The sequence below is a fragment of the Syntrophomonas wolfei subsp. methylbutyratica genome, assembly GCF_001570625.1.
GTDB lineage: Bacteria > Bacillota > Syntrophomonadia > Syntrophomonadales > Syntrophomonadaceae > Syntrophomonas > Syntrophomonas methylbutyratica.
On the sequence record NZ_BBQT01000003.1, the window covers coordinates 246007 to 266705 of the forward strand.

16 protein-coding genes and 1 pseudogene are annotated in these 20699 nt (G+C 43.6%); all 17 read left to right on the forward strand.

Annotated elements, in window-relative coordinates:
* Positions 1–153: 153 nt before the first annotated feature.
* Positions 154–852, forward strand: a complete 699-nt coding sequence (locus AWB54_RS04375; RefSeq protein ID WP_061213388.1) for a ClpP family protease — start codon at positions 154–156, stop codon at positions 850–852.
* The gene (locus tag AWB54_RS04380; protein WP_061213389.1) at positions 849–1082 is read left to right on the forward strand and encodes a YlzJ-like family protein; all 234 of its coding nucleotides are present in this window, start codon (positions 849–851) and stop codon (positions 1080–1082) included. Before AWB54_RS04375 ends, AWB54_RS04380 begins: the two co-directional genes overlap by 4 nt.
* A gap of 88 nt (positions 1083–1170) precedes the next feature.
* Positions 1171–1953 carry an undecaprenyl-diphosphatase UppP gene (gene uppP, locus AWB54_RS04385; RefSeq protein WP_061213390.1) on the forward strand — a complete coding sequence of 261 codons (783 nt, stop codon included), beginning with the start codon at positions 1171–1173 and terminating at the stop codon, positions 1951–1953.
* Between the two features lie 108 nt (positions 1954–2061).
* Positions 2062–4284 (forward strand): DNA translocase FtsK, encoded by a 2223-nt coding sequence (locus AWB54_RS04390; protein ID WP_061213391.1) that lies wholly within the window; start codon positions 2062–2064, stop codon positions 4282–4284.
* A 35-nt stretch (positions 4285–4319) separates the two neighbouring features.
* Positions 4320–5288, forward strand: a complete 969-nt coding sequence (locus tag AWB54_RS04395) for a winged helix-turn-helix transcriptional regulator (RefSeq protein WP_061213392.1) — start codon at positions 4320–4322, stop codon at positions 5286–5288.
* A 131-nt stretch (positions 5289–5419) separates the two neighbouring features.
* A complete protein-coding gene (locus tag AWB54_RS04400) occupies positions 5420–6157 on the forward strand; it encodes a helix-turn-helix domain-containing protein (RefSeq protein WP_061213393.1) in 738 nt (245 codons plus the stop codon).
* Positions 6158–6163: 6 nt separating this feature from the next.
* Positions 6164–7483, forward strand: coding sequence for a 30S ribosomal protein S12 methylthiotransferase RimO (rimO, locus tag AWB54_RS04405; protein ID WP_061213394.1), 1320 nt, complete (start codon positions 6164–6166; stop codon positions 7481–7483).
* A complete protein-coding gene (gene pgsA, locus AWB54_RS04410; RefSeq protein ID WP_061213395.1) occupies positions 7480–8016 on the forward strand; it encodes a CDP-diacylglycerol--glycerol-3-phosphate 3-phosphatidyltransferase in 537 nt (178 codons plus the stop codon). The genes rimO and pgsA overlap by 4 nt, the downstream gene beginning before the upstream one ends.
* Positions 8017–8945: 929 nt before the next feature.
* The gene (gene modA / locus AWB54_RS04415) at positions 8946–9770 is read left to right on the forward strand and encodes a molybdate ABC transporter substrate-binding protein (RefSeq protein WP_061213396.1); all 825 of its coding nucleotides are present in this window, start codon (positions 8946–8948) and stop codon (positions 9768–9770) included.
* 147 nt (positions 9771–9917) lie between these two features.
* Positions 9918–10778, forward strand: coding sequence for an ABC transporter permease (locus tag AWB54_RS04420; RefSeq protein WP_061213397.1), 861 nt, complete (start codon positions 9918–9920; stop codon positions 10776–10778).
* Between the two features lie 177 nt (positions 10779–10955).
* Positions 10956–12002, forward strand: coding sequence for an ABC transporter ATP-binding protein (locus AWB54_RS04425; RefSeq protein WP_061213398.1), 1047 nt, complete (start codon positions 10956–10958; stop codon positions 12000–12002).
* Positions 12003–12199: 197 nt separating this feature from the next.
* Complete coding sequence (locus AWB54_RS04430; RefSeq protein WP_061213399.1) at positions 12200–15757, forward strand: S-layer homology domain-containing protein; 3558 nt, start codon at positions 12200–12202, stop codon at positions 15755–15757.
* 227 nt (positions 15758–15984) lie between these two features.
* Positions 15985–16527: a hypothetical protein gene (locus AWB54_RS04440; protein WP_061213401.1), complete on the forward strand. Its 543-nt coding sequence runs from the start codon at positions 15985–15987 to the stop codon at positions 16525–16527.
* A 2-nt stretch (positions 16528–16529) separates the two neighbouring features.
* Positions 16530–18011, forward strand: a complete 1482-nt coding sequence (locus AWB54_RS04445) for an AAA family ATPase (protein WP_082736015.1) — start codon at positions 16530–16532, stop codon at positions 18009–18011.
* A gap of 568 nt (positions 18012–18579) precedes the next feature.
* Positions 18580–19830, forward strand: a complete 1251-nt coding sequence (locus AWB54_RS04450; protein ID WP_061213403.1) for a competence/damage-inducible protein A — start codon at positions 18580–18582, stop codon at positions 19828–19830.
* On the forward strand, positions 19827–20399 hold the full coding sequence (gene thpR / locus AWB54_RS04455) for an RNA 2',3'-cyclic phosphodiesterase (RefSeq protein ID WP_061213404.1): 573 nt from the start codon (positions 19827–19829) through the stop codon (positions 20397–20399). The genes AWB54_RS04450 and thpR overlap by 4 nt, the downstream gene beginning before the upstream one ends.
* A 149-nt stretch (positions 20400–20548) precedes the next feature.
* Positions 20549–20699: pseudogene (locus AWB54_RS15615) on the forward strand (IS5/IS1182 family transposase); the annotation flags it as partial.

The window sequence follows — 20699 nt, forward strand, 5'->3', positions numbered from 1 at the left end:
AGTTGTCAACAACCCTGTCCCCGTGTCACTCAAAAGGGTCAGGCTGTAATTGCTTGAACATTATAGCCTGACCCCTTATTTTTATGGTATTATTTTTTCGCTCGGGGTGATGCTAAGAGAAAGGAAATATGCTATAGAAGGGAGCACGGTGTTTTGCAGCAAAACCCCAATACAGCTCATAGTGAAAACGAACAGAAAGTAGAAAACATCAAAGAACTGGGACAGATTGAAGTACCCAGTTTTAAGAGCGACATTCATTGTTTGACCATTTCTGGTCAGGTTGAAGGCCATATGGTACTTCCCCCCCAGAATAAAACTACCAAATACGAACACATTATACCGCAACTGGTAGCAGTAGAAGAAAATCCGCAGATTAAGGGATTGTTGGTAGCCCTTAATACTGTAGGCGGAGATGTGGAAGCTGGCCTGGCTCTAGCCGAAATGATAGCCAGCCTTTCCAAGCCTACCGTATCCATAGTTCTAGGGGGCGGGCACTCTATAGGCTCTACCATTGCGGTCTGTACAAATTACTCCTTTATAGCGCCTTCAGCTACTATGACAATACACCCTATAAGGTTAACCGGATTGGTTATTGGCGTACCTCAGACCTATGAGTACCTGGATAAAATGCAGGACCGGGTGGTTCGTTTTGTAGTGGAGCATTCTAGTATAAGCGAGGGAAAATTTCGTGAATTGATGTTTAGAATGGGAGATCTTGCCCGTGATATTGGTACTGTCCTGGTAGGCAAGGATGCAGTTGATTGCGGTTTAATTGACCAGGTGGGCGGTATCAAAGATGCTCTGAACAAGATCCATGAATTAAAGAATGCATCCGGAGGAATGGTACAATGATATTTTATACACCCGAACCTATAGAATACCTTGCTCTTGGCCAGGAATTAGGAGAGCCTGTAACTCTAGAGCTTCCGTCCGGAGGCTTGATTAATGCGGTGAGCGATGAGTTCAAGCAATTAAGGATTATTAGCATAGTAAGCACTGACCCCCTGGATTATTTAAATAGCAAATACCAACCCGGAACAATTATTTCCATGCAGCCAGATTGGAAAAAAACAAGACCTTGATAGCAGTGTGGCCAATGCATTTTACAGACATTAATCGGGAGCAATGTGATATAATCTAAAAAGTGTTTTTCAGGGGGAGAGAGAGGATTTGACATTATTTCAGGCTTTTGTTTTGGGTGCGGTGCAAGGACTAACTGAATTCCTTCCCGTAAGTAGTTCGGGCCATCTGGTTATTTTTCAGCATATTTTTGCGATTGAGGAACCACCTTTAACTTTTGATGTATTGGTACATCTTGGTACTTTGATCGCGGTCTTTGCCGCTTTTTGGGACGATATTTGGGGTATTTTGAAAAAGCCGTTTTGCCGTTTGACCTATCTGCTTATTGTGGGATGTATTCCTGCTGGATTGGCTGGTTTTCTTCTGGCACCGTATTTCGAAAAAGCCTTTGAATCTCTTCTAGTAGTGGGAATTGCCTTGATTTTTACGGGAATATTGTTAAGCTTGTCTGAAAACCTGTCAAAAAAACATTTTGGTTTAAAAGAAGCGGATGAGACCGGATTTTCCGATGCACTTTTTATTGGTATTCTTCAGGCCCTGGCTATTATACCAGGTTTATCGCGCTCAGGTTCGACTATAGCTGCCGGTTTAATAGCTGGCCTGGATCGAGAATTCGCGGCGCGATTTTCTTTTTTACTCTCCATCCCGGTAATTATCGGGGCTGCTATTTTTGAATTAAGCGATGTATTTGTTAGCGGAATTGCTGCCAGCAATATATTGCCTTATATTTTAGGACCGCTTACAGCCGCTATATTTGGATTTTTTGCCATTAAGGTCGTTTTAGGCCTGGTACGAAGGGGAAAATTGTCATATTTTTCTTACTACTGTTGGATTGTAGCAGCGATTACGCTATTCTGGTATAATATAAGGTGATAGAAAAGCGGGATAGCGGGGGCCCAGCCCCCGTTTTTTTATTTAGAGGAAGGATTATACCAATTATTGGCGAAGATATTTACAGTATTAAATATAATAAAGTAAGGCGTGAGACTCATTCAAGCCAAGGAGAAAAAACTTAAGGCTAAAAAAACCAAGGATAGCAATAAGATAAACCGGGAGCGGATTAAAAGGGAAGTACTGGCACTGGTTGTTTTCATGCTGGCCATTTTTGTCTACATTAGTGTTAGCCAGTTTAGCGGGAAGGCTGAAAGCACACAATTTATTGGGGTTTTGGGTAGCTATATATTAAAGGGTTTGGAATTATTGCTGGGTACCGGAGCAGTGTTTTTCTCATTTTATTTATTATTCTGGTCGATAGATATTGGTATTGATAAGAAAATATGGTCTGCGCGCATGTGGGGGGCCAGCCTGCTATTTTTATCCTGCTTGCTCTGGCTCAGCCTTTATGACATACCAAGTGGTTTAAGTGCTTGGGAAGCTGGTATTAAAGGCATGGGCGGGGGAGTTTTGGGTGCTGTTCTGGCTACCGGCGTAATTACCTTGTTGGGGAAAGTGGGAGCAGCGATACTACTTATTCTTAATATTGCGGTTGCAGTTCTTTTAATAGTAGGTAAACCCATAAAGGTAATTATTGGTTTTATTCTAAATTACAGCAGAGTTTTAAAGAGCAGCTTGGATAAGATAATGTATTATGAGACAAATGAAGACATACCGCTGCCGGTAGAAGCCCGAGATCAGGTAATAATCAACCATCCTCAACCATCTCCGGCGGAGAACAGCAAGGAATGGACCGCAGCCGAAAATAATCCACTGCCACATGAATCGGCCAATAGCCGTGAGAAATCACCCCTTTCTGACAAATATAAAAACCGGCCTACAAGCAGTCAGCTTGATTATCAGAAGCCACCTTTGGATTTGCTCGGTGAAATTAGCCGGGAAAGAATAATTGATAAAAAAAATATCAAGGAGAGTATTGGAATTTTGGAAGACACATTTTCCAATTTCGGTATCAGGGTGAAAGTAAATCAGGTAAGTTGTGGACCAGCAGTAACCCGTTATGAGCTTACCCCAGCTCCTGGGGTCAAAGTAAGCAAGATTCTTAGTCTAACTGATGATTTGCAGTTAAACCTGGCTGCACCAGGAATCAGAATAGAGGCACCAATTCCTGGCAAATCAGCAGTTGGTATAGAGATTCCCAACAGTAAACTCTTGAGTGTGAGCTTGCGCAGCCTCCTTTCTTCACCGGCTTTTAAGAATTTAAATAGCCCGTTGGCTTTTGCTTTGGGCGAAGATATCAGTGGCAATACCGTGGTAGGGAAGCTAAACGATATGCCTCATCTTTTGATCGCTGGTTCTACCGGGTCGGGGAAAAGTGTCTGTATCAATAGTATGATAATGATCTTCTTATTCAATTCGACACCGGATGAATTAAAGTTTGTGTTTATAGATCCTAAAATGGTTGAGCTCGCTGCCTATAACGGCATTCCTCATTTGATGACTCCAGTCGTTACCGATCCCAAGAAGGCTTCGGTAGTACTGCGCTGGATGGTAGGAGAAATGGAAAAACGCTATAAGATCTTTGCGGAGCGAGGGGTCAGGGATATTCAGAGATTTAACCAGATTAGCGAAGAAAGCTTGCCTTACATAGTAATAATAATTGATGAACTGGCTGATTTAATGATGGTTTCACCCGTTGAAGTCGAAGATTCTATTTGCCGGCTGGCACAGATGTCCCGGGCTGCTGGAATGCACCTGATTGTTGCTACCCAAAGACCTTCAGTGGATGTGGTAACCGGTATAATTAAGGCTAATATTCCCTCCCGTATTGCTTTTGCGGTTTCTTCCCAGGCTGATTCCCGTACTATCCTGGATACTTCCGGAGCAGAAAAACTTCTGGGTAAAGGGGATATGCTTTTTCTGCCGGTAGGGGCGGCAAAACCTTACCGGGTGCAAGGGGCTTATGTAAGTGATGGCGATATCGAAAAGGTAGTCAGCTTTATCAAAGAACAGCTGCCCCAGTCTGAAGAAACCGAGGCAGCCAGTGAGATAGATATGGTTCTGGATAAAATGGAAGAAGACTATGGAGATGAGCTGTTTTGGGATGCGGTAAATGTATTTGTAGAGCACCGTAAAGCTTCGGTATCTTTACTTCAGAGACGCTTGCGCATAGGTTATGCCCGGGCAGCACGGTTGGTTGATTTGATGGAAGACAGAGGAATAGTATCCGAACTGGATAACAATAAAAAGCGTGAAGTTTTGATTGATAGTGAGCAATTGGATAAACTATACAGTAGCTCTAAACTATGATATCATGCTTGCAGTATAATGAGGTGAAATTTAATATGAGGCTAACCTCCAGAGAAAAGGAGATATTTGAAGTATTAAAGAAGGAACCCCTTATTTCCCAGGAGGAACTGGCGCGGCGTTTTAATATTACTCGTTCATCAATTGCGGTACACATATCCAACCTGATGAAAAAAGGCGTAATCCTGGGTAAGGGATATGTTTTTAATGAGCAGGTTTCCGTAGTAGTTATTGGTGAGAGTTACTATTATATTAAGACCAGTGGGCCAGATAATGATTGTTCGATTAACATGGGCTTGGGAGGATTTGCTGTCGATATAGGAAGAATTTTTGCAAACTTCGGCTTAAATGTTAAACTAATAACTATAATAGGAAATGACGATGAAGGTACTAATATTTTAAATGTACTGCAAGGAAAAGGTATCGATACAGTAAATATTTTTAGGCATGCTAAAAAGAGAAGCTGCCGCAAAGTCTTTTTAAAAAATGATAAACGGATACTGGAAGAAAACTTTAGCCTGCACGATTATGGAAAAGCTATTGATGCTAGAGAATGGGTAGTTTTCAATTGTGAATGGTTAGCGGTGGAAACCAAGTTTCAGGAGCTTATGTTCCGTAAAGCAATGGGAAAGGATGAAGAGAAACTTCCCTTCTTATGTACCTACCGCTACTTAGATTCAATGGAGGAAATACCGGATTTTTTGTCTCGCTATGACCTGTTGGTTTTAGGTGCAGCAGACGGCAGTATTCTGGAGCATTATTTAAGCCAGGTTCTCGCTTTGAGCTCTGATAGAGTGCAAAGCATTGTTTTGAGTGACGGAAATACACGGCTGCTTTATTTTCAAAAAGGAAACGCCCACGAGTTTCCTTTACTTCCCAACCAATGTTTTAATAGCCAGGAAGGATTACCTGCTTTACTGGCCGGAATTGTTTATGGTTTATCCAACGGTTATTCTTTGCGACAGGCGGTTAGAATTGCTGTGGGTACAGCTGCCTCAAATGATTAGGGTGGGGATTATTTCATCTTGTTATAAATTTGTAAATTTGCAGATTGGCCATATAATAGCTCATAGCAGTCATATTAGCTCTTCAACCGTAAGCGAGCAAGCTTTCAGGATATATTTAGGAGTGAAGAAAATTGGCATGGGGGAAAACTCTCCGCGAGAGAAGAGAACAACTTGGCTATACTCTGGAATTTGTGGAAGAGGAAACCAAGATACGAAAATATTATTTGGAAGCGCTGGAAAATGATCATTTCTCTCTGCTTCCGCCAAAAATCTATGCCAGTGGTTTTGTTAAGCAATATGCCAGAATATTAGAACTGGATGAAAAGCAGATAGTAGATGAGTTTAGACGATTGGCTTATGGGGATGGGGAGGATGATGATAAAATTGTCCTTGACCAAACCGTATCACATAAAGAAAAACCCCGGTTCCAACCACAAAATCTGGTTCTTGCCCTGGTTTTTCTTGTACTGGTAGTTTGGTTGGGCAATTATTTGGTTGATTATTTTGCCCAAGAAGGAACCCGGCACTCCGGCCCGGGGATTTCACAGCAAGAACCACAGACTGGTTTAAAAGATAGTGATAAGATTATTAAGGAAACCCCAATTATTAAAACTGCCCGGGTTGAAATCGAAGTGAAACAAAAATGTTGGATATTGGTAAAGGTTGACAATGAAACTGCATATACCGGTACTTTACAAGCAGGTGAAAACAGGGTTTTCGAGGGAAAACAGTCTGTATATATCAAAGCTGGAAATGCCGGCGGTTTAGAGATCACTTTTAATGATAATAAAGAGGGTAGAATGGGTATGCCTGGGGAAGTGAAAGAAAGGGAGTTCCCGGCTCCAGGTAGGCAAGATAAACAGGAGTAATAACTGGTGAATATTGGCTTTATTAGTTTAGGTTGCTCCAAGAACCGGGTAGATACTGAGGTGATGATGGCGGCCCTGAAAAAGGCCGGGCATAAAATAGTAAATTCGCTGGAAAGAGCGGATTTAGTAATAGTCAATACCTGTGGTTTTATTACACCGGCAAAAGAAGAATCAATAGAAGCAATTATTGAAACGGCTGAATTAAAGAAAAAGGGAAGCCTACAGTTTCTTGTCGCTGCTGGTTGTTTGTCTCAACGCTACGGGCGAGAATTATTATTAGAGATACCGGAATTAGATGGGGTTTTCGGCATTTCCTCTGTATCTTCCATGGCTGGATTTGTTAACCGGATTGCTCAGGGAGAGAGAGCCTGCTTTACAGAAGCACCCCCGACCGAATATTCCGAAAAAGGACCTAGAATACTTACTACGCCCCCTGGCTCGGCCTATTTGAAGATTAGTGAGGGCTGTAATAATTCTTGCTCTTATTGTGTCATACCTTCCATCCGAGGCAAATTACGCTCCAGAGAGATTAATGAATTGCTGAATGAAGCAGTGCAACTGCTTAAAATGGGTATAAAAGAACTGGTACTCGTAGCCCAGGATACTTCTGCCTATGGCCATGACATTTCTCCCCAACCGGCACTGCCCATACTCTTAAGAGAGTTATCCAAGCTTGACGGTCTTGAGTGGATTCGTTTAATGTACCTGCATCCTCTTTACTTGAGTGATGATATCATTGATGTCGTTGCCTATGAAAACAAAGTGCTCCCTTATCTGGACATTCCCATTCAACATGCTTCTTCAAAAATTCTTAAACTAATGCATCGCCAGCATGATAACAGACATTTACGAACGATGATAAACAAGCTGCGGGCAAGAATCCCCAATCTAACCTTGCGCACCACAGTAATGCTCGGATTTCCTGGCGAAGAGGAAAAAGATTTTGCAGAGCTCTATGAATTTGTGGCCGAAAGTCAATTTGATTGGTTGGGGGCTTTCAGTTTTGTCCCGGAGGAAGGCAGTAAAGCTGCATTGATGCCAAATCAAATTGAAGATGAAATCAAGGTGGAACGAAGGGATAAAATTCTTAGACTCCAGCAAAAAATTACCCGGCAAAAGAACCTGGCGCGAGTTAATTCCCGGGAAAAGGTTTTAATTTCCTCGCAACTCAGCAAAAATTTATTTGTTGGAAGAACTTATTTCCAGGCCCCGGAGGTTGATGGATTGACTCTGGTAAAAACAGATTTTAAATTAACCAAAGGCGACCTGGTTGATGTACAATTAGTAGGGGTAAGGAACTACGATATGATTGGGGAATACCAATGAATCTGCCTAACAGCTTAACTTTGATAAGAATTTTTTTAATCCCTGTTTTTGTGCTTATTTTACTGATTAAAATACCCTATGGGGACTTTTTTGCAGCAGCAATTTTTATAGTTGCTGCTTTGACCGATAGTCTGGATGGTTACCTGGCTAGAAAATGGAAACAAGTTACTAAATTGGGGATTATTCTTGACCCTATAGCTGACAAGTTACTAATAACTGCAGCATTGATCAGTCTGGTCGAATTAGGCCGAATTCAGGGTTGGATTGCCATAATAATTTTGGGACGGGAATTCGCCGTATCTGGATTGCGCGTGGTCAAGGCTGAAGAAGGTATTATTATTCCCGCCAGTAAATTAGGAAAAATTAAGACCATAAGTCAAATAGTGGCCGTTATTTTAATTATACTGGAAAAGGCCTACCAACCTTACGTAAATATACCATTGGGCCAATGGGTAATGTATTTTGCCGTAGTTATTACATTAATATCTGGCTTTGAGTATTTTTATCGTTTTAAGTTGCATTCCGGTGCTTAAAATGCTCTGATCATAAAGAACAGCGTCCCTCTACGTCAAAAACATTTCTTACTAATCCCCCCATGGCCACAACCACCGATGAAAAGTGAATTCAATTGTTCTTGAACGCTAAGATGCACTGATATATACCCTCACATCCCGTACTCCTCGCTTTTTTTACCATATCCTTATTATATTATTGACTCCACTGCAAAAAGCCCTTTTTGTTGCACCCTGTCGGGCACTTCTGATGCTCCCTTCGGTCACTATTAAGGTTGCACCCTGTCGGGCACTTCTGATGCTCCCTTCGGTCACTATTAAGGTTGCACCCTGTCGGGCACTTCTGATGCTCCCTTCGGTCACTATTAAGGTTGCTGAGCGGTATATTTATGCACACTAATGCATATTTATTACTTTTTGCAGTGACATCATTATTTATATCAGAAGAATCGCCCCCATGATATATAACATTAAACAAATTAACACGGACAAACATTATATCAACAAATATGAGTGATTATGATAATATAGTTATGATAAACTGATATTAAATAAACTGGCAAAATTGCTTGTTAATACGCTCGCAATATTTAATAAAAGAGGTGAGGGTTATGAACTTGGACCAAAGGCCTGCCTGGGATGATGTTTTTAATAACACCTCATAACCGGGCTAGAAGGAAATAGTCCGGTAAATATAATGATGACTCCCGGATGGGAGAGCGGTATATTTATGCACGCCAATGAATAGTATAATAGCTTTTTGCCGTAGAACTCCTCATAGCCGGGGGCCACAACCACCGATGAAAAGTGATTTAGTAGGAGCTTGAATGGTAAGATGTGGCAGGAAATAAACTAAACCACTCACCCCTTACCCCTCACTCCTCACTTTTCTTACTAACCAATATTAAAGTGATTTTGCATTATTTAGTGTATGGAAAGGAGATTGCTCAATGAGAAAAATTAAAATATGGACTGTATTGTTAATGACCATTTTCTTAATTTCTGCCTTTGCTTTGGCTGGCTGCAGCAAAGAGAGCGCTAGCGATTCCAATATTAATAAAACTGATAAAGAGCAAAGCTTAAAATATGAAGGTCAGAGCTTATTGGTTCATAGCGGGGCCGGATTAAGTAAAGCTATGGATGAGATGGGGCAAAGCTTTGAAAAGAAGTACGGGGCTAAAATTAATTTTAACTATGCTGGTTGTGCCCAGCTACTTAGCCAGATGGAGATTAACCAAACCGGTGATGTTTTTGTGGGCGGTTCACTAAATGACGCAGAAATAGCAATTCAAAAAGGTTATACTGATAAATTTGATGAGGTCGTATATCATATTCCAGCTATCGCCGTACCGAAAGGTAATCCAGCCAATATCAGCGAACTGGCCGACCTGGCCAAACCTGGAGTAAAGTTGGTTCTGGGGGATGATAAAACCAATGCCATAGGTAAAAAAGGTGCTAAAATATTTGCCAAAAACCAGTTGGAAGAAGGTATTGCCAAGAATGTAGTAGCCCGAGATGCTACCGTTAATGAAATTGTAACTCACATTGCTATGAAACAGGGCGATGCGGGTTTGGTTTGGGAGGATAACGGATTTAATGCCAAGGATATAGAAATAATCAAAATTGATAAGGAACAGAATATAATTGATAAAGTTCCGGTGTGTATGCTGAGTTTTACTGAAAAAAAGGAATTGGCTCAAGCTTTTGTTGATTATGTAAAATCTCCGGAAGGCAAGGCGATTTTTGTTAAGCATGGTTTCAACCCTATTGAATAGCATAGCAAATGAAATCCAGTAAAATGTTATACAGGTATAGGAAAGTTGTTTTTCAAAGGGGGCACATCTATTAGTTTTGTGCCCCCTGACCTTGGACGGATGAGGTAAATATATAACTGGCTAGCGGTAAGCAAGGAGCTGTATATAATGAAGCTTAGTCATAGATTTGCATTGAGGAGCAAGCTGCCCCAGGCTAAAAAGTTCCTGCTGCTTAACAATCGTTTTTTTCAGGGTCTAATAGTATTTATTATTTTACTTTTATTTATATTTGTCTTTTCAGCTCTGTTTAATATCGTATGGAAAGGGATAGCCGAGCTAGCCCAAAGCATAGCCAGTCAAGAAATTCAATTTGCTATTAGGCTAAGCTTGTTTACTTCCATCACTTCCACCTTGATTTGTATCTTTTTTGCTTTACCCGTTGCCTACGGCCTGGAGCGTTTTAATATTCCCGGAAAAAAACTTATAAGTGTAATTCTGGATATACCCATTTCCCTCCCGCCTTTGGTTTGTGGGGTAGCTTTGCTGCTTCTTTTTGGAACCACCGAGTTCGGAACCTTATTGGCCAAGCATGGAATAAAGTTCATTTTTTCAGTAAACGGAATCATACTGGCTCAATTCTTTATTATTACCCCCTATATGATCCGGGTTTTAAAGTCCACTATTGCCGACATAAACCCGCGTTTGGAGTTTGTGGCGCGTACTCTGGGCTGTTCGCAATGGCAGGCCTTTTGCAAAATCACTCTGCCTCTGGCCAAGAACGGTATTATTGCTGGTTTAGTAATAAGCTGGGCCCGAGCCATTGGAGAATTTGGCTGTGCATTAATGGTAGCCGGAGCTACCAGAATGGTGACTGAGACCTTGCCGGTTGCCCTGTACTTGAATATGGCCATAGGTGATCTGGAAATGGCTATGGCTTCTGCTACTTGCTTAATTATTATTTCTCTCATATCGCTTTTTATCTTTGAAATGGTTGGAGTAAGGCATATTCCAGCTTCCCGTATCAATTAGGGTTAGGATATAACGAGGTGGAATATGTTCCCCGCTTCTTTAAGCGGCGGGTTCTAATCCCCTGCCTCGATGCAGCGTTGTGTTGAAATGCTCCGCAGTTTCTTCCGATGATTAAAGTAAACATTGATTTTTTTACTTTTCATAACAATCGTTTTTTTTTGAATGTGTGGGGGTAGTATGATTATTTTAAAAAATGTATCCAAGCGTTTAGGCGATTTCAGCTTGAAAAACATCAATATAAGCATAGATAATAACGAATACTTTGTAATACTGGGTCCAACCGGCACCGGAAAAACAGTTATACTGGAGATAATCGCCGGAATGTATAAGCCTGATATAGGAGAGGTTTGGATAAATGAGCGCAATGTAAGTGCAGAATATCCAGAGTCCAGGCGAATTGGTTTTGTTTATCAGGATTATATGCTCTTTCCTCACCTTAATGTACGAGAAAATATTAATTTTGCCTTAAAACTAAAAAAAACTCCCCGAAATATAATGAAAGATAAGCTTGAACAGATGGCTAGCCTCTTAGATATCGAAAGAATATTAGACCGTTATCCTTCAACCTTGAGCGGTGGCGAACAACAAAGGGTAGCCATTGCCCGGGCGCTGGTAACTGACCCCGAAGTTTTACTGTTGGATGAACCGTTAAGTGCCCTGGATCCACGTAGTAAAGAATTGTTTCAACAAGAATTAAAAAGCATTCATCAAGAAATTAAAACCACCACTATTCACATAACCCATGATTTTAATGAAGCACTGGTTCTGGCGGATCGCATGGGTATCATGCATAATGGGGAAATTGTTCAGATAGGTACGCCCAAGGAGGTCTTTCAAAAACCACAATCACAGTTTGTAGCTGAATTTGTGGGCATGGAAAATATATATGATGGTGAGATTATTGCTGAAAGAGGCGAGCAGTATGTCAGGATTGCTTCGCAATATCTTAGAGTGGTGTCAAGTCTTGGCGGTAAGGTTCGGGTAGCTATTCGCCCCGAAGACATAATAATTACCCGGGGGAAGTTTTGCAGCAGTGCTCAAAACACACTTACTGCCAGCATTATTGAAATAATCCCTCGAGGCTCCTTTTATAAGGTGGTTCTTGATGCAGGTATTACTATGACAGCTGTGGTTACCGGGCAGGCTCTGGAAGAACTAAATCTGGAGCCGGGACAGAGTGTTTGGGCGGTTTTTAAAACCACTGCTGTGCATGTTTTTAAATAAAGAAAACCAGAGACAGGCTAAAATAAAATGTTAACAAAAGCAGGAATTTACATATTATTGCTAAAAATATGTATACTTATACAAATATTTATCCAGCAATTTGAGGAAGGGATGAAGCTCAGATTATCAGGAAGGAGGTAATAGAAAGCAGGGGAGCGAGGTTAATATTTCCAGATTAGACGAGAGGAGAATGCTCGTTGAAGAAAAAAAGAAGAAAAATACTCGCATACGGCATATTATTGCTTTTTATGTTGTCCATAAGCGGAGCCGCCTGGGCAGCACCGGCAGATACAACAAGCACCGGGGGAAAGAGCATTGAGGCGCGGACGCTTTCGTTATTCAAGGATGTAAGCGCCGGGGACGGCAACCTGATCTATATCAACTTCCTGGTAAAGAAATCGTTCATCGCTGGTTTTCCCGATGGCGGGTTTCACCCAAGCGAGGGATTGAGCCGCGCCCAGGCAGCAACGGTAATTGTAAAAGCTGCCGGCTTAAATAGTGATAATAAGGAAACATTGTTTAAAGATGTGAGCGAAGAGCACTGGGCCGCCGCTTACATAACTGCGGCCGCGGAGGCCGGTTACCTGAAAGGCTATCCCGATGGGAGCTACAGACCCGAGGACAAGCTTAGCCGAGCTGAGGGGATAAGCCTAATATTAAGACTATCCAGGCAAAAAGATGATGCGGAATTGCCCGTATTAAAGGATCTGGATAGCAAGCACTGGGCCGCCAATTCGGCAGCCATCGGACTGGCGGCTGGAATGGTCGGCTTGAGCAGTGACCAGAATCAATTCCTTCCCGATGCCGATTTCAGTCGCGGCGATTTAAGCCGGGCTCTGGCCGTATTGCTTACTACTGACCCGGATTTAAGCAGAAAAGCATTAAATGGCAGCCTGGAAATAAAAAAAGGCGAAGTGAAGATTAACGGCCAAATCGCAAGCGGCACTGTGAGCATACAAGCCGGTGATATGATAGCAACCTCCGCCAGTGCCGAAGCCCAGTTGAACTATCCTGACGGCAGCGGTTTTCTGGTCAAGGAAAATACTAGTTTCACAGTTAAGGAAACCCAGGGCCGGGAATATATCAAGAAGGACGGCAGCCCGGGGATCGCAGTGGACTGGCTGCTGGTTGATCTTAAAAAAGGCAATGTCTTCGGAGCCCTGGCCGATAATCCCAATGTACAGAAAGCTGCGGAAAAGAAAAACGCTGCTGCAGGTGAACGTCTGCTGGCCGGCCTTTCTAATGGCCTGGAATTGATAGCGGCAAACGATAAAGGGCTTCCCTGGTATAAAACCGCCGACAGCAAGAAGGTAAAAGTAAAAGTGGATATGCCTTATGGCGTAGCCGCAGTACGCGGCAGCTTCTGGAACAATAGTGTAAGTGATGACGGCTGCAGCACTTCGCTTCTGGAAGGCGAACTCGATTTAATTGCCGGTGGCCAGACCCAGTCCCTGCTTCCCGGTCAGAGTTCCGGTGCGGGCTCGTCCAATCCCCTGCCTGCTCCTCCAACACCGATGACTGCAGCGCAGGTAAACGCCTGGGTGCAGCAAGCTAGCTGGCTGCAGAATGTGGCGCAAACCATGCAGGCCCAGCAGGCGGCATGGCAGGCTCCTCCGGGAATTACTCAACCCAACCAGCCGCCGCCAGCAATCCCTCAGCCTACACTACCCAGTATATTGAATGTCCTTAACCAGGCTCTGATACAGGTTCAGCAGGCGGCTGGAATTACGAACCCTGTGCAATTAAATGTTGCTGCTTCCAGCAGCAGCGGTTACAACACCGGCGGTTCCAGCAGCGGAGGCGGCGGTGGAGGCAGCCAACAGCCTGGGACCTGGCGGCTGGAAGATGTGGCCACCACGGTTTATAATAACCAGACCCTTGCTCTGACCCGAAAACTCCATATTACCCCTCCCGCCGAAGTGCCGCAGGATTCATATTATGAAGTGAGCATGAAAAGCGGAGGCATGTTTTATAGCCTTGGAATAAACAAGATTGGCAATCCCATCTTCCATTTAGCCAAGGCCTCGGATGATCCCTCCCGCCTTATTGCGGCTTTCCAGGACAACAGCGGTAACAGGTATGGCTTTTTCAGCCTGAACGGCAGCGGCAGCAGCGGCACCCTGACCAGACTGGCGACCAGGACTATCTCTGGAAAAATTGAGCTGCAGTCACCTTCCGGACCCATAGCGGCTCCCGCCGGAGGTTTAAACATTATAATTACTATTACAGGTCGAAGTGTAGGCGGTTATTATTACAACAGCCAGTCAGTCACTATGCCGGCCGGCGTGTCCAGCATGGATTATATTTTAGAAGTTCCCGAGAACTCGAGCAGCAATAGCTACATTATCCACTTCGCTGTGGAAGACAGCAGCCACAGCAATCCCTTTTTTAGTACTAGAATCTTCGATGTGGACGTTTCGAAGGGCAACGCCAGCGTTGAAAACATAATACTGCAGCCGGCTGTCTATATTCATGGAAAATTAAGCCTGCCCGATGTCAATACCTCAAATACCCCTGTTTCCGGCAGCATAGCAGCCATACCGGCATCAGGGTCGGATGGTTCTTCTTTAAGAATTTACAGAATTAATTTTGCTATAGAGAAAAACAAAAAAGATTTTGATTTTCACCTGCCGGTAAAGCCTGGAGCAGATTATTATTTGTATTATGAATTGTATAACAGCAATAATGAATACGAACATTCGCAGAAATTCTATCGCTTTGGTTATTACAGCAGCTCAGGCACCGTTGGCACCGTTCCTGCTGAAGATATCTACACTTCTCTCGTTGGAGCAACCGCTATTAGCGTAAACAGCTGTGTCTCTGACATTAACCTGGATGTTAAGACCGGTTACGGCTATCTCATTTCCGGTTACATCATATTGCCGGAAGCTGCTCCGAACAGCGATATCAATCTTTGGCTCTGGGTCCATCCGCAGTCCGGACCGGCCGCCGCTATCTCCGCTGGTATCTACAAATCTTTTTCACACGATGAAAAATCGCAAGCTTATTATCTTAATGTTCCGGGCCCAGGCAACTATATCCTGTCGGATGGTCATGGTACTTCGGGATTTACCAACCCGCCGTTATACAGGCTGGATCCGGTTGCGGTGACGGTCTATTCAGCCGATGTCTTCCAGGATTTAAACCTTGTAAGCTCAGGCATAATACCGGGTGGACCGGGCGGCGACATCACCGGGCTTGATCCCGCTATGGTAACCGGCCCGGCCCTCCTAGTGAAAGGAAAGGTCTATGGCCTGCTCAGTCCCTCGTGTACGGCAGAAGTTGCGGCCTTGGTAAGATTAAACGAGTGCTGCCATTTCAAGTCAGCGGACGGCCAGTGGTATGAATTGAATGACAGCGGCAACGGTTTGATTGCAACAGATGCATCAGCTATACCCCCGATAGGAAAGATTATCGACTGCCCTGTATTAACAGCATCGCCAACCTCCTTCCCGCAAAGCGACACCGGACGCAGCATTAAGGTAAGCGCACCATCAGGCAGTGCTCTCTGGACAGCAAGTGATGACAGCGTACGGGCTATTCTAACAAATGACAGAGAAGGGCTAGTCATGACAGAAGGGCTAGTCATATCGTGCAGTCCTATTAAACCTGACACTATTGAAGATGAAAACGCTACCATCCCCATACCCGATGCTATACCCAGAAGTAAATATATTCTGACCTTGTACAAGGAATCCGGTGGAGCTAAAATACTGCTGGGCGCAGCCAAGTTTACTATCACTAATCCAATTTAATGAATAGCAAAATTCGGATTTATCATGACCGGAACCCGGAAAAACATCGTCAAACAGCAAAACCCCCTGCTCTTAAAAAGCAGGGGGTTTTGTTTCCTTATTGGCAGCTGTAATATGATGGGGAGTTTATTGCCTATGCTTCTTTTTCTACGCAACATTCCCAATATTAATCAGCTTTTTGGCGGCAAGGTCTATGTTATAATATGCAGGTGAGGAGGCCAATTTCGATGAAAAACAACGATTTTCGCATATTAATATCTGTTGCCGCCTTAATTTTAAGTCTAGGTGTTCTTTTGGGTGCGTATAACCTTTATATTAAACTAGGCATCGAAAAACCTCTGGGGGCTGAGTTGTCAGCATTGGACGGGGTTAAAAAAATCGAAGTTAATAAAGGTAAAGAGGGATATGAGATTAAGGTAGATTTGGATAGCGTGGACAACATTCAGGATAACTATGGGGATATCAACCAAGCATTAAAAGCTAGATTAAATAGTGAAAACTATCAATTAGAAATTGGCGATCAGCGCAACCAGGATTTACAAGAGCTATTTAACAGCCTTCAACCTGCACTTTACGAAGCTCTTGCTGATAACCGTTTTATTTGGCTAAATGAACAGCTGGCTGAGAAAGCTGCTGCCAAAGGAATGAATTATGATATGTATATCGATAAAGAGCAGCTATATCTTCAGATAGGGGATGGGCAGCATTATCTTTATGAAGTAATAGAAAGAAATAGCAGTAGCAGTTCAGCAGAAACAGGGAGGAAATAGTTGTGAGGGAAATATTGGTTGGCTCAGCAGTGGGCTTGGTGGTTTTTCTTGCTATTATTGGGGTCAATGTTACTCCCTTTGTTTTATTTGCCCTGATAATGGGAGGTTTTTTCTTTTTTATGCGGAATCAGGGCTCAATAAAATTTGATGAAGTAGGAGGAGCCATAAATAAACCCCGTCATGCCCGTTTCGAAGATATAGGAGGGCAGGATTCGGCTATTAAAGAATTGCAAGAAGCCCTGCAGTTTATATTAAAACCTGATGAAATTGGTAAAATGGGAATCAGGCCTATCAAAGGTATTTTACTGGTAGGGCCACCAGGTACCGGCAAAACTTTATTGGCCAGGGCTGCTGCCAGTTTTACCAGTTCGGTCTTTATCGCTGCTTCAGGCAGTGAGTTTATCGAAATGTATGCGGGAATTGGAGCCAAGAGGATACGCCAGCTTTTTAAAGATGCCCGCAGCAAAGCCAGCAAGGCTAAAAAGAAGAGTGCTATAATTTTTATCGATGAACTGGAGATACTTGGCGTAAAAAGAGGAAGCAATAGCAGCCACATGGAATATGACCAGACGCTAAACCAATTGCTGGTAGAAATGGATGGTATCAGTCAAAATGAGGAGCCCCGCTTATTGCTTATTGCTGCAACCAACCGTTCCGATATGCTGGATCCGGCACTTTTACGCCCGGGACGTTTTGATCGGCAGGTTCAGGTGGGATTGCCGGACAAACACGGTCGAGCAAAAATATTGAATATTCATACCCGCAACAAGCCTTTGGATAATACCCTGGTTTTAGAAGATATTGCCCGGGCCACCTTTGGGTTTTCCGGTGCCCATCTGGAAAGCCTGGCAAATGAAGCAGCCATTCTGGCTATGCGGGAAAAATCCCCCAGGATCGAAGCCCGGCATTTTGAAGAAGCCATTGATAAAGTAATAATGGGAGAAAAAATGGACCGAAAGCCATCCTCCCAGGAGATGGAACGGGTAAGTATACATGAAAGCGGTCATGCCTTGGTTAGCGAACTCCTGCAACCAGGCTCAGTCTCAGCCCTGACTATTGTTCCGCGAGGTGGTGCTCTGGGTTTCATGCGTAAAGCAGCCCAGGATGACCAGTACCTCTATACTCGTGATGAATTGGAAAAGCAGATTATGGTTGCGCTGGCTGGAGCCCTGGCTGAGGAAATATGTTTTGGCAACCGTAGTACCGGTGCTCGTAATGACTTTGCCCAGGCCTGGGATTTGCTGCGGGAAATTATAGATGCTGGTCTTTCATCACTGGGAGTAGTAAAAGCTGAGGATATACCTATTCATACATTTTACCGGGAATGTAAGGCCATAATTAAGAACTTGGAAGAGCAAACCCGGCGACTTTTGCAGGAAAACATAGATTCCTTGGAAAAGATTGCTGACTGCGTATTAGATGAAGAATCCCTTGATCGCAAGCGTCTATTAGATTTGCTGGAAGTAGCAGAAGTAGCTTCATAATCAAGAGACGAACCATAATATTACTATGGCCAGGTTTTACCTGGCTTTTTGCTTTATTACCAGCCTCTTTTACCAGCCTTGCTGTATTTTTTTGCACCGCAATCAAATTTGACTCCACTGCGAAAACCCCTTTTGTTGCATAAGGGTTGCATAAATATACAAAGCGAGCGTTGGCGAAGCATGGTTGCAACGCCCGGCGAAGGCGAGCAGGCGAAAGGGGGCGAGCGACAGGACGTCGCGAGAGCGCTATACGACCATGGATGGGAGGTTAGCGTGTACCCCTTGAGCCGCGAGACAAGCCGCAGGTGTTGCCCATGCGAAGACTGCGAGCGGTATATTTATACAAGCCAATGAATATTAATAACTTTTTGCAGTAGAATCAAATTTGTAATAGAATAAAAAGGGAAAATTTACAGCAAGGTTATCCGATGACTAACTCGCTCTAAGACTCCCGCCTCTATAGGCGGGAGTAAGAGCGACTAAGTCTCTGGATAAGTGCGGCTAAGCTTCAGATGGGGTTAAAACTCCACCTGAAGCAAGTCTTACTTTATGTGAGGAGATGCTGGATATGAAAACAGCCTGTCTGATTTCCACCGGTACCGAATTGCTGCTCGGTACCACCAATGACAGTAATTCCGTATTTTTAGCCACCAGCTTATTGGAACGTGGTATTAAGGTTATTGGAAAGACAGTAGTTGGAGACAGTCGCGAAACCATTAAGATGGCTTTTGCCAGCGCCCTGGGCCTGGCGGATATGGTTATTTCCAGTGGCGGTCTGGGACCAACCAGGGATGATTTGACCAAAGAAGTGGCTTGCCAGGTAATGGGATGCGAGATGGCGATAAATCAGGCAGAAGTAAAAAGGCTGGAAGATTATTTTGCTCGTCGTCAGAGGCCCATGCCGGAATCCAACTTGAAACAAGCCTTGTTTCCAGCGGAAGCCGAGATAATATTTAACCCGCTGGGAACAGCGCCTGGTATGTACCTCAAAAAGGATAATAAAGTATTAATACTGCTTCCGGGTCCACCCCGGGAAATGGAACATATGTTTAAAAATGAAATAGAGCCCAGGCTGGAAAGAGATTTTCCCCAGGCCGTAAACCGCGTCATCCGAAAAACCATAAAAATACTGGGCCCCGGGGAATCTCAGCTGGAGAAGATATTGGATGGTGTAATAGACGATAGTCCTGAGCTTAGTATGGCCTTGCTGGCAGTTGATGGTGAAATTCACATAAAGCTTACAGCTGATGGTCAAGATATAAATCATAGTAACGGACTTATGGAAAAAGCGTGCCAGAGCATAAAAGAAGCGCTGGGTAGACATATAGTGGGCTATGATAATGATACTTTGCTTTCTGTTGTGGCCGCCTGCCTGGCAAATACGGGAAAAAAATTAGCTGTTGCCGAATCCTGTACCGGGGGATTGCTAGCCAAAATGATAACTGACTTGCCTGGAAGTTCTGAATACTTCTGGGGTTCAGTGACATCTTACAGCAATGAAGCCAAGATGCTATACCTTAATGTTAAGCAAGAGACATTGGAACAATATGGTGCAGTTAGCCCGGAGGCAGCCCGGGAGATGGCTCAGGGTATGCAAAAACAATCTGGCGCCGACCTGGCCCTTTCCATTACTGGGATTGCCGGGCCCGATGGGGGTACAAAAGATAAGCCGGTAGGTCTGGTTTACATTTGCCTGGCCGCTGGGGAGTTTTTACAAGTAAAAGAAATGCACTTTGTCGGCAACCGGGAATCTATTCGTATACTGGCTGCCAAAACAGCACTTGATTTACTGCGCCGGTATTTAAAAAACGGAGGGTGATAATTCTGCGGGCCTTTTTAGCTATTCCAGTACCTGATTATTTGAAGGACTATGCGTTTAGTATAAAAAAACAGCTGGCTTCGATAGCGCGTGATGTGAAATGGGTGGAAAGGGAAAATTATCACTTGACCCTGAAGTTTCTGGGTGAAATCAAGCGCGAACTTACGGAAAAAATAAAGAAGGATATGGAATCCGTAGCTGACTCCTGTCCCCCTATGCAGTTGGAAGTAAACAGATTGGGGGTTTTCCCCAACCATAGACGGCCACGGGTAATTTGGCTGGGGATTGAAGGGGAAATGGAAAAGCTGAATTTTCTGGGCGAAAGAGTTGATGCTCACTTATATACATTGGGTGGCTTTGCAGCTGAAAAAAAACGCAGTTTTCATCTCACTCTGGGCAGAATCCGTTCGGAAAACAATAAAGAAGCTTTGCTGCAGCAGCTTGCCCTAATCAACCGGGAATTAGTAAATATCTCCTTTCCGGTTCATGAATTTTATTTGATGGAAAGTCAATTATCATCACGGGGACCCACTTATCTCCTCCATAAGAGCTTTATTCTGAAAGGCTAGTAAGAAAAAGGGGACGGGGGGGGGCAAAAGGACCGTCCGAAACCACTGAAAAAGTCCGGGAAAAGTCCGATAAAAACATAAAAAGCATACCCGCCTATAGTATAATTAAGTTAGCACAACCAAACAACACCAGAGGGGGAATGCTTTTCATGTTAGTTGAAACCACCGTTAAACAAGGCAGCTTCTACAACGTATTATACCAAATGATTCCGGATAATCACATACTCAAACGGATAGATTCCGCCATAGATCTCAGCTTTGTCAATGAACTATTGGCAGATAGATATTGCAAAAACTTTG

Coding starts and splice junctions, on each gene's coding strand:
- AWB54_RS04450 (WP_061213403.1), top strand. CDS start 18,580: ATGAAAACAGCCTGTCTGATTTCCACCGGTACCGAATTGCTGCTCGGT.
- AWB54_RS04440 (WP_061213401.1), top strand. CDS start 15,985: ATGAAAAACAACGATTTTCGCATATTAATATCTGTTGCCGCCTTAATT.
- modA (WP_061213396.1), top strand. CDS start 8,946: ATGAGAAAAATTAAAATATGGACTGTATTGTTAATGACCATTTTCTTA.
- pgsA (WP_061213395.1), top strand. CDS start 7,480: ATGAATCTGCCTAACAGCTTAACTTTGATAAGAATTTTTTTAATCCCT.
- AWB54_RS04425 (WP_061213398.1), top strand. CDS start 10,956: ATGATTATTTTAAAAAATGTATCCAAGCGTTTAGGCGATTTCAGCTTG.
- AWB54_RS04420 (WP_061213397.1), top strand. CDS start 9,918: ATGAAGCTTAGTCATAGATTTGCATTGAGGAGCAAGCTGCCCCAGGCT.
- AWB54_RS04380 (WP_061213389.1), top strand. CDS start 849: ATGATATTTTATACACCCGAACCTATAGAATACCTTGCTCTTGGCCAG.
- AWB54_RS04395 (WP_061213392.1), top strand. CDS start 4,320: ATGAGGCTAACCTCCAGAGAAAAGGAGATATTTGAAGTATTAAAGAAG.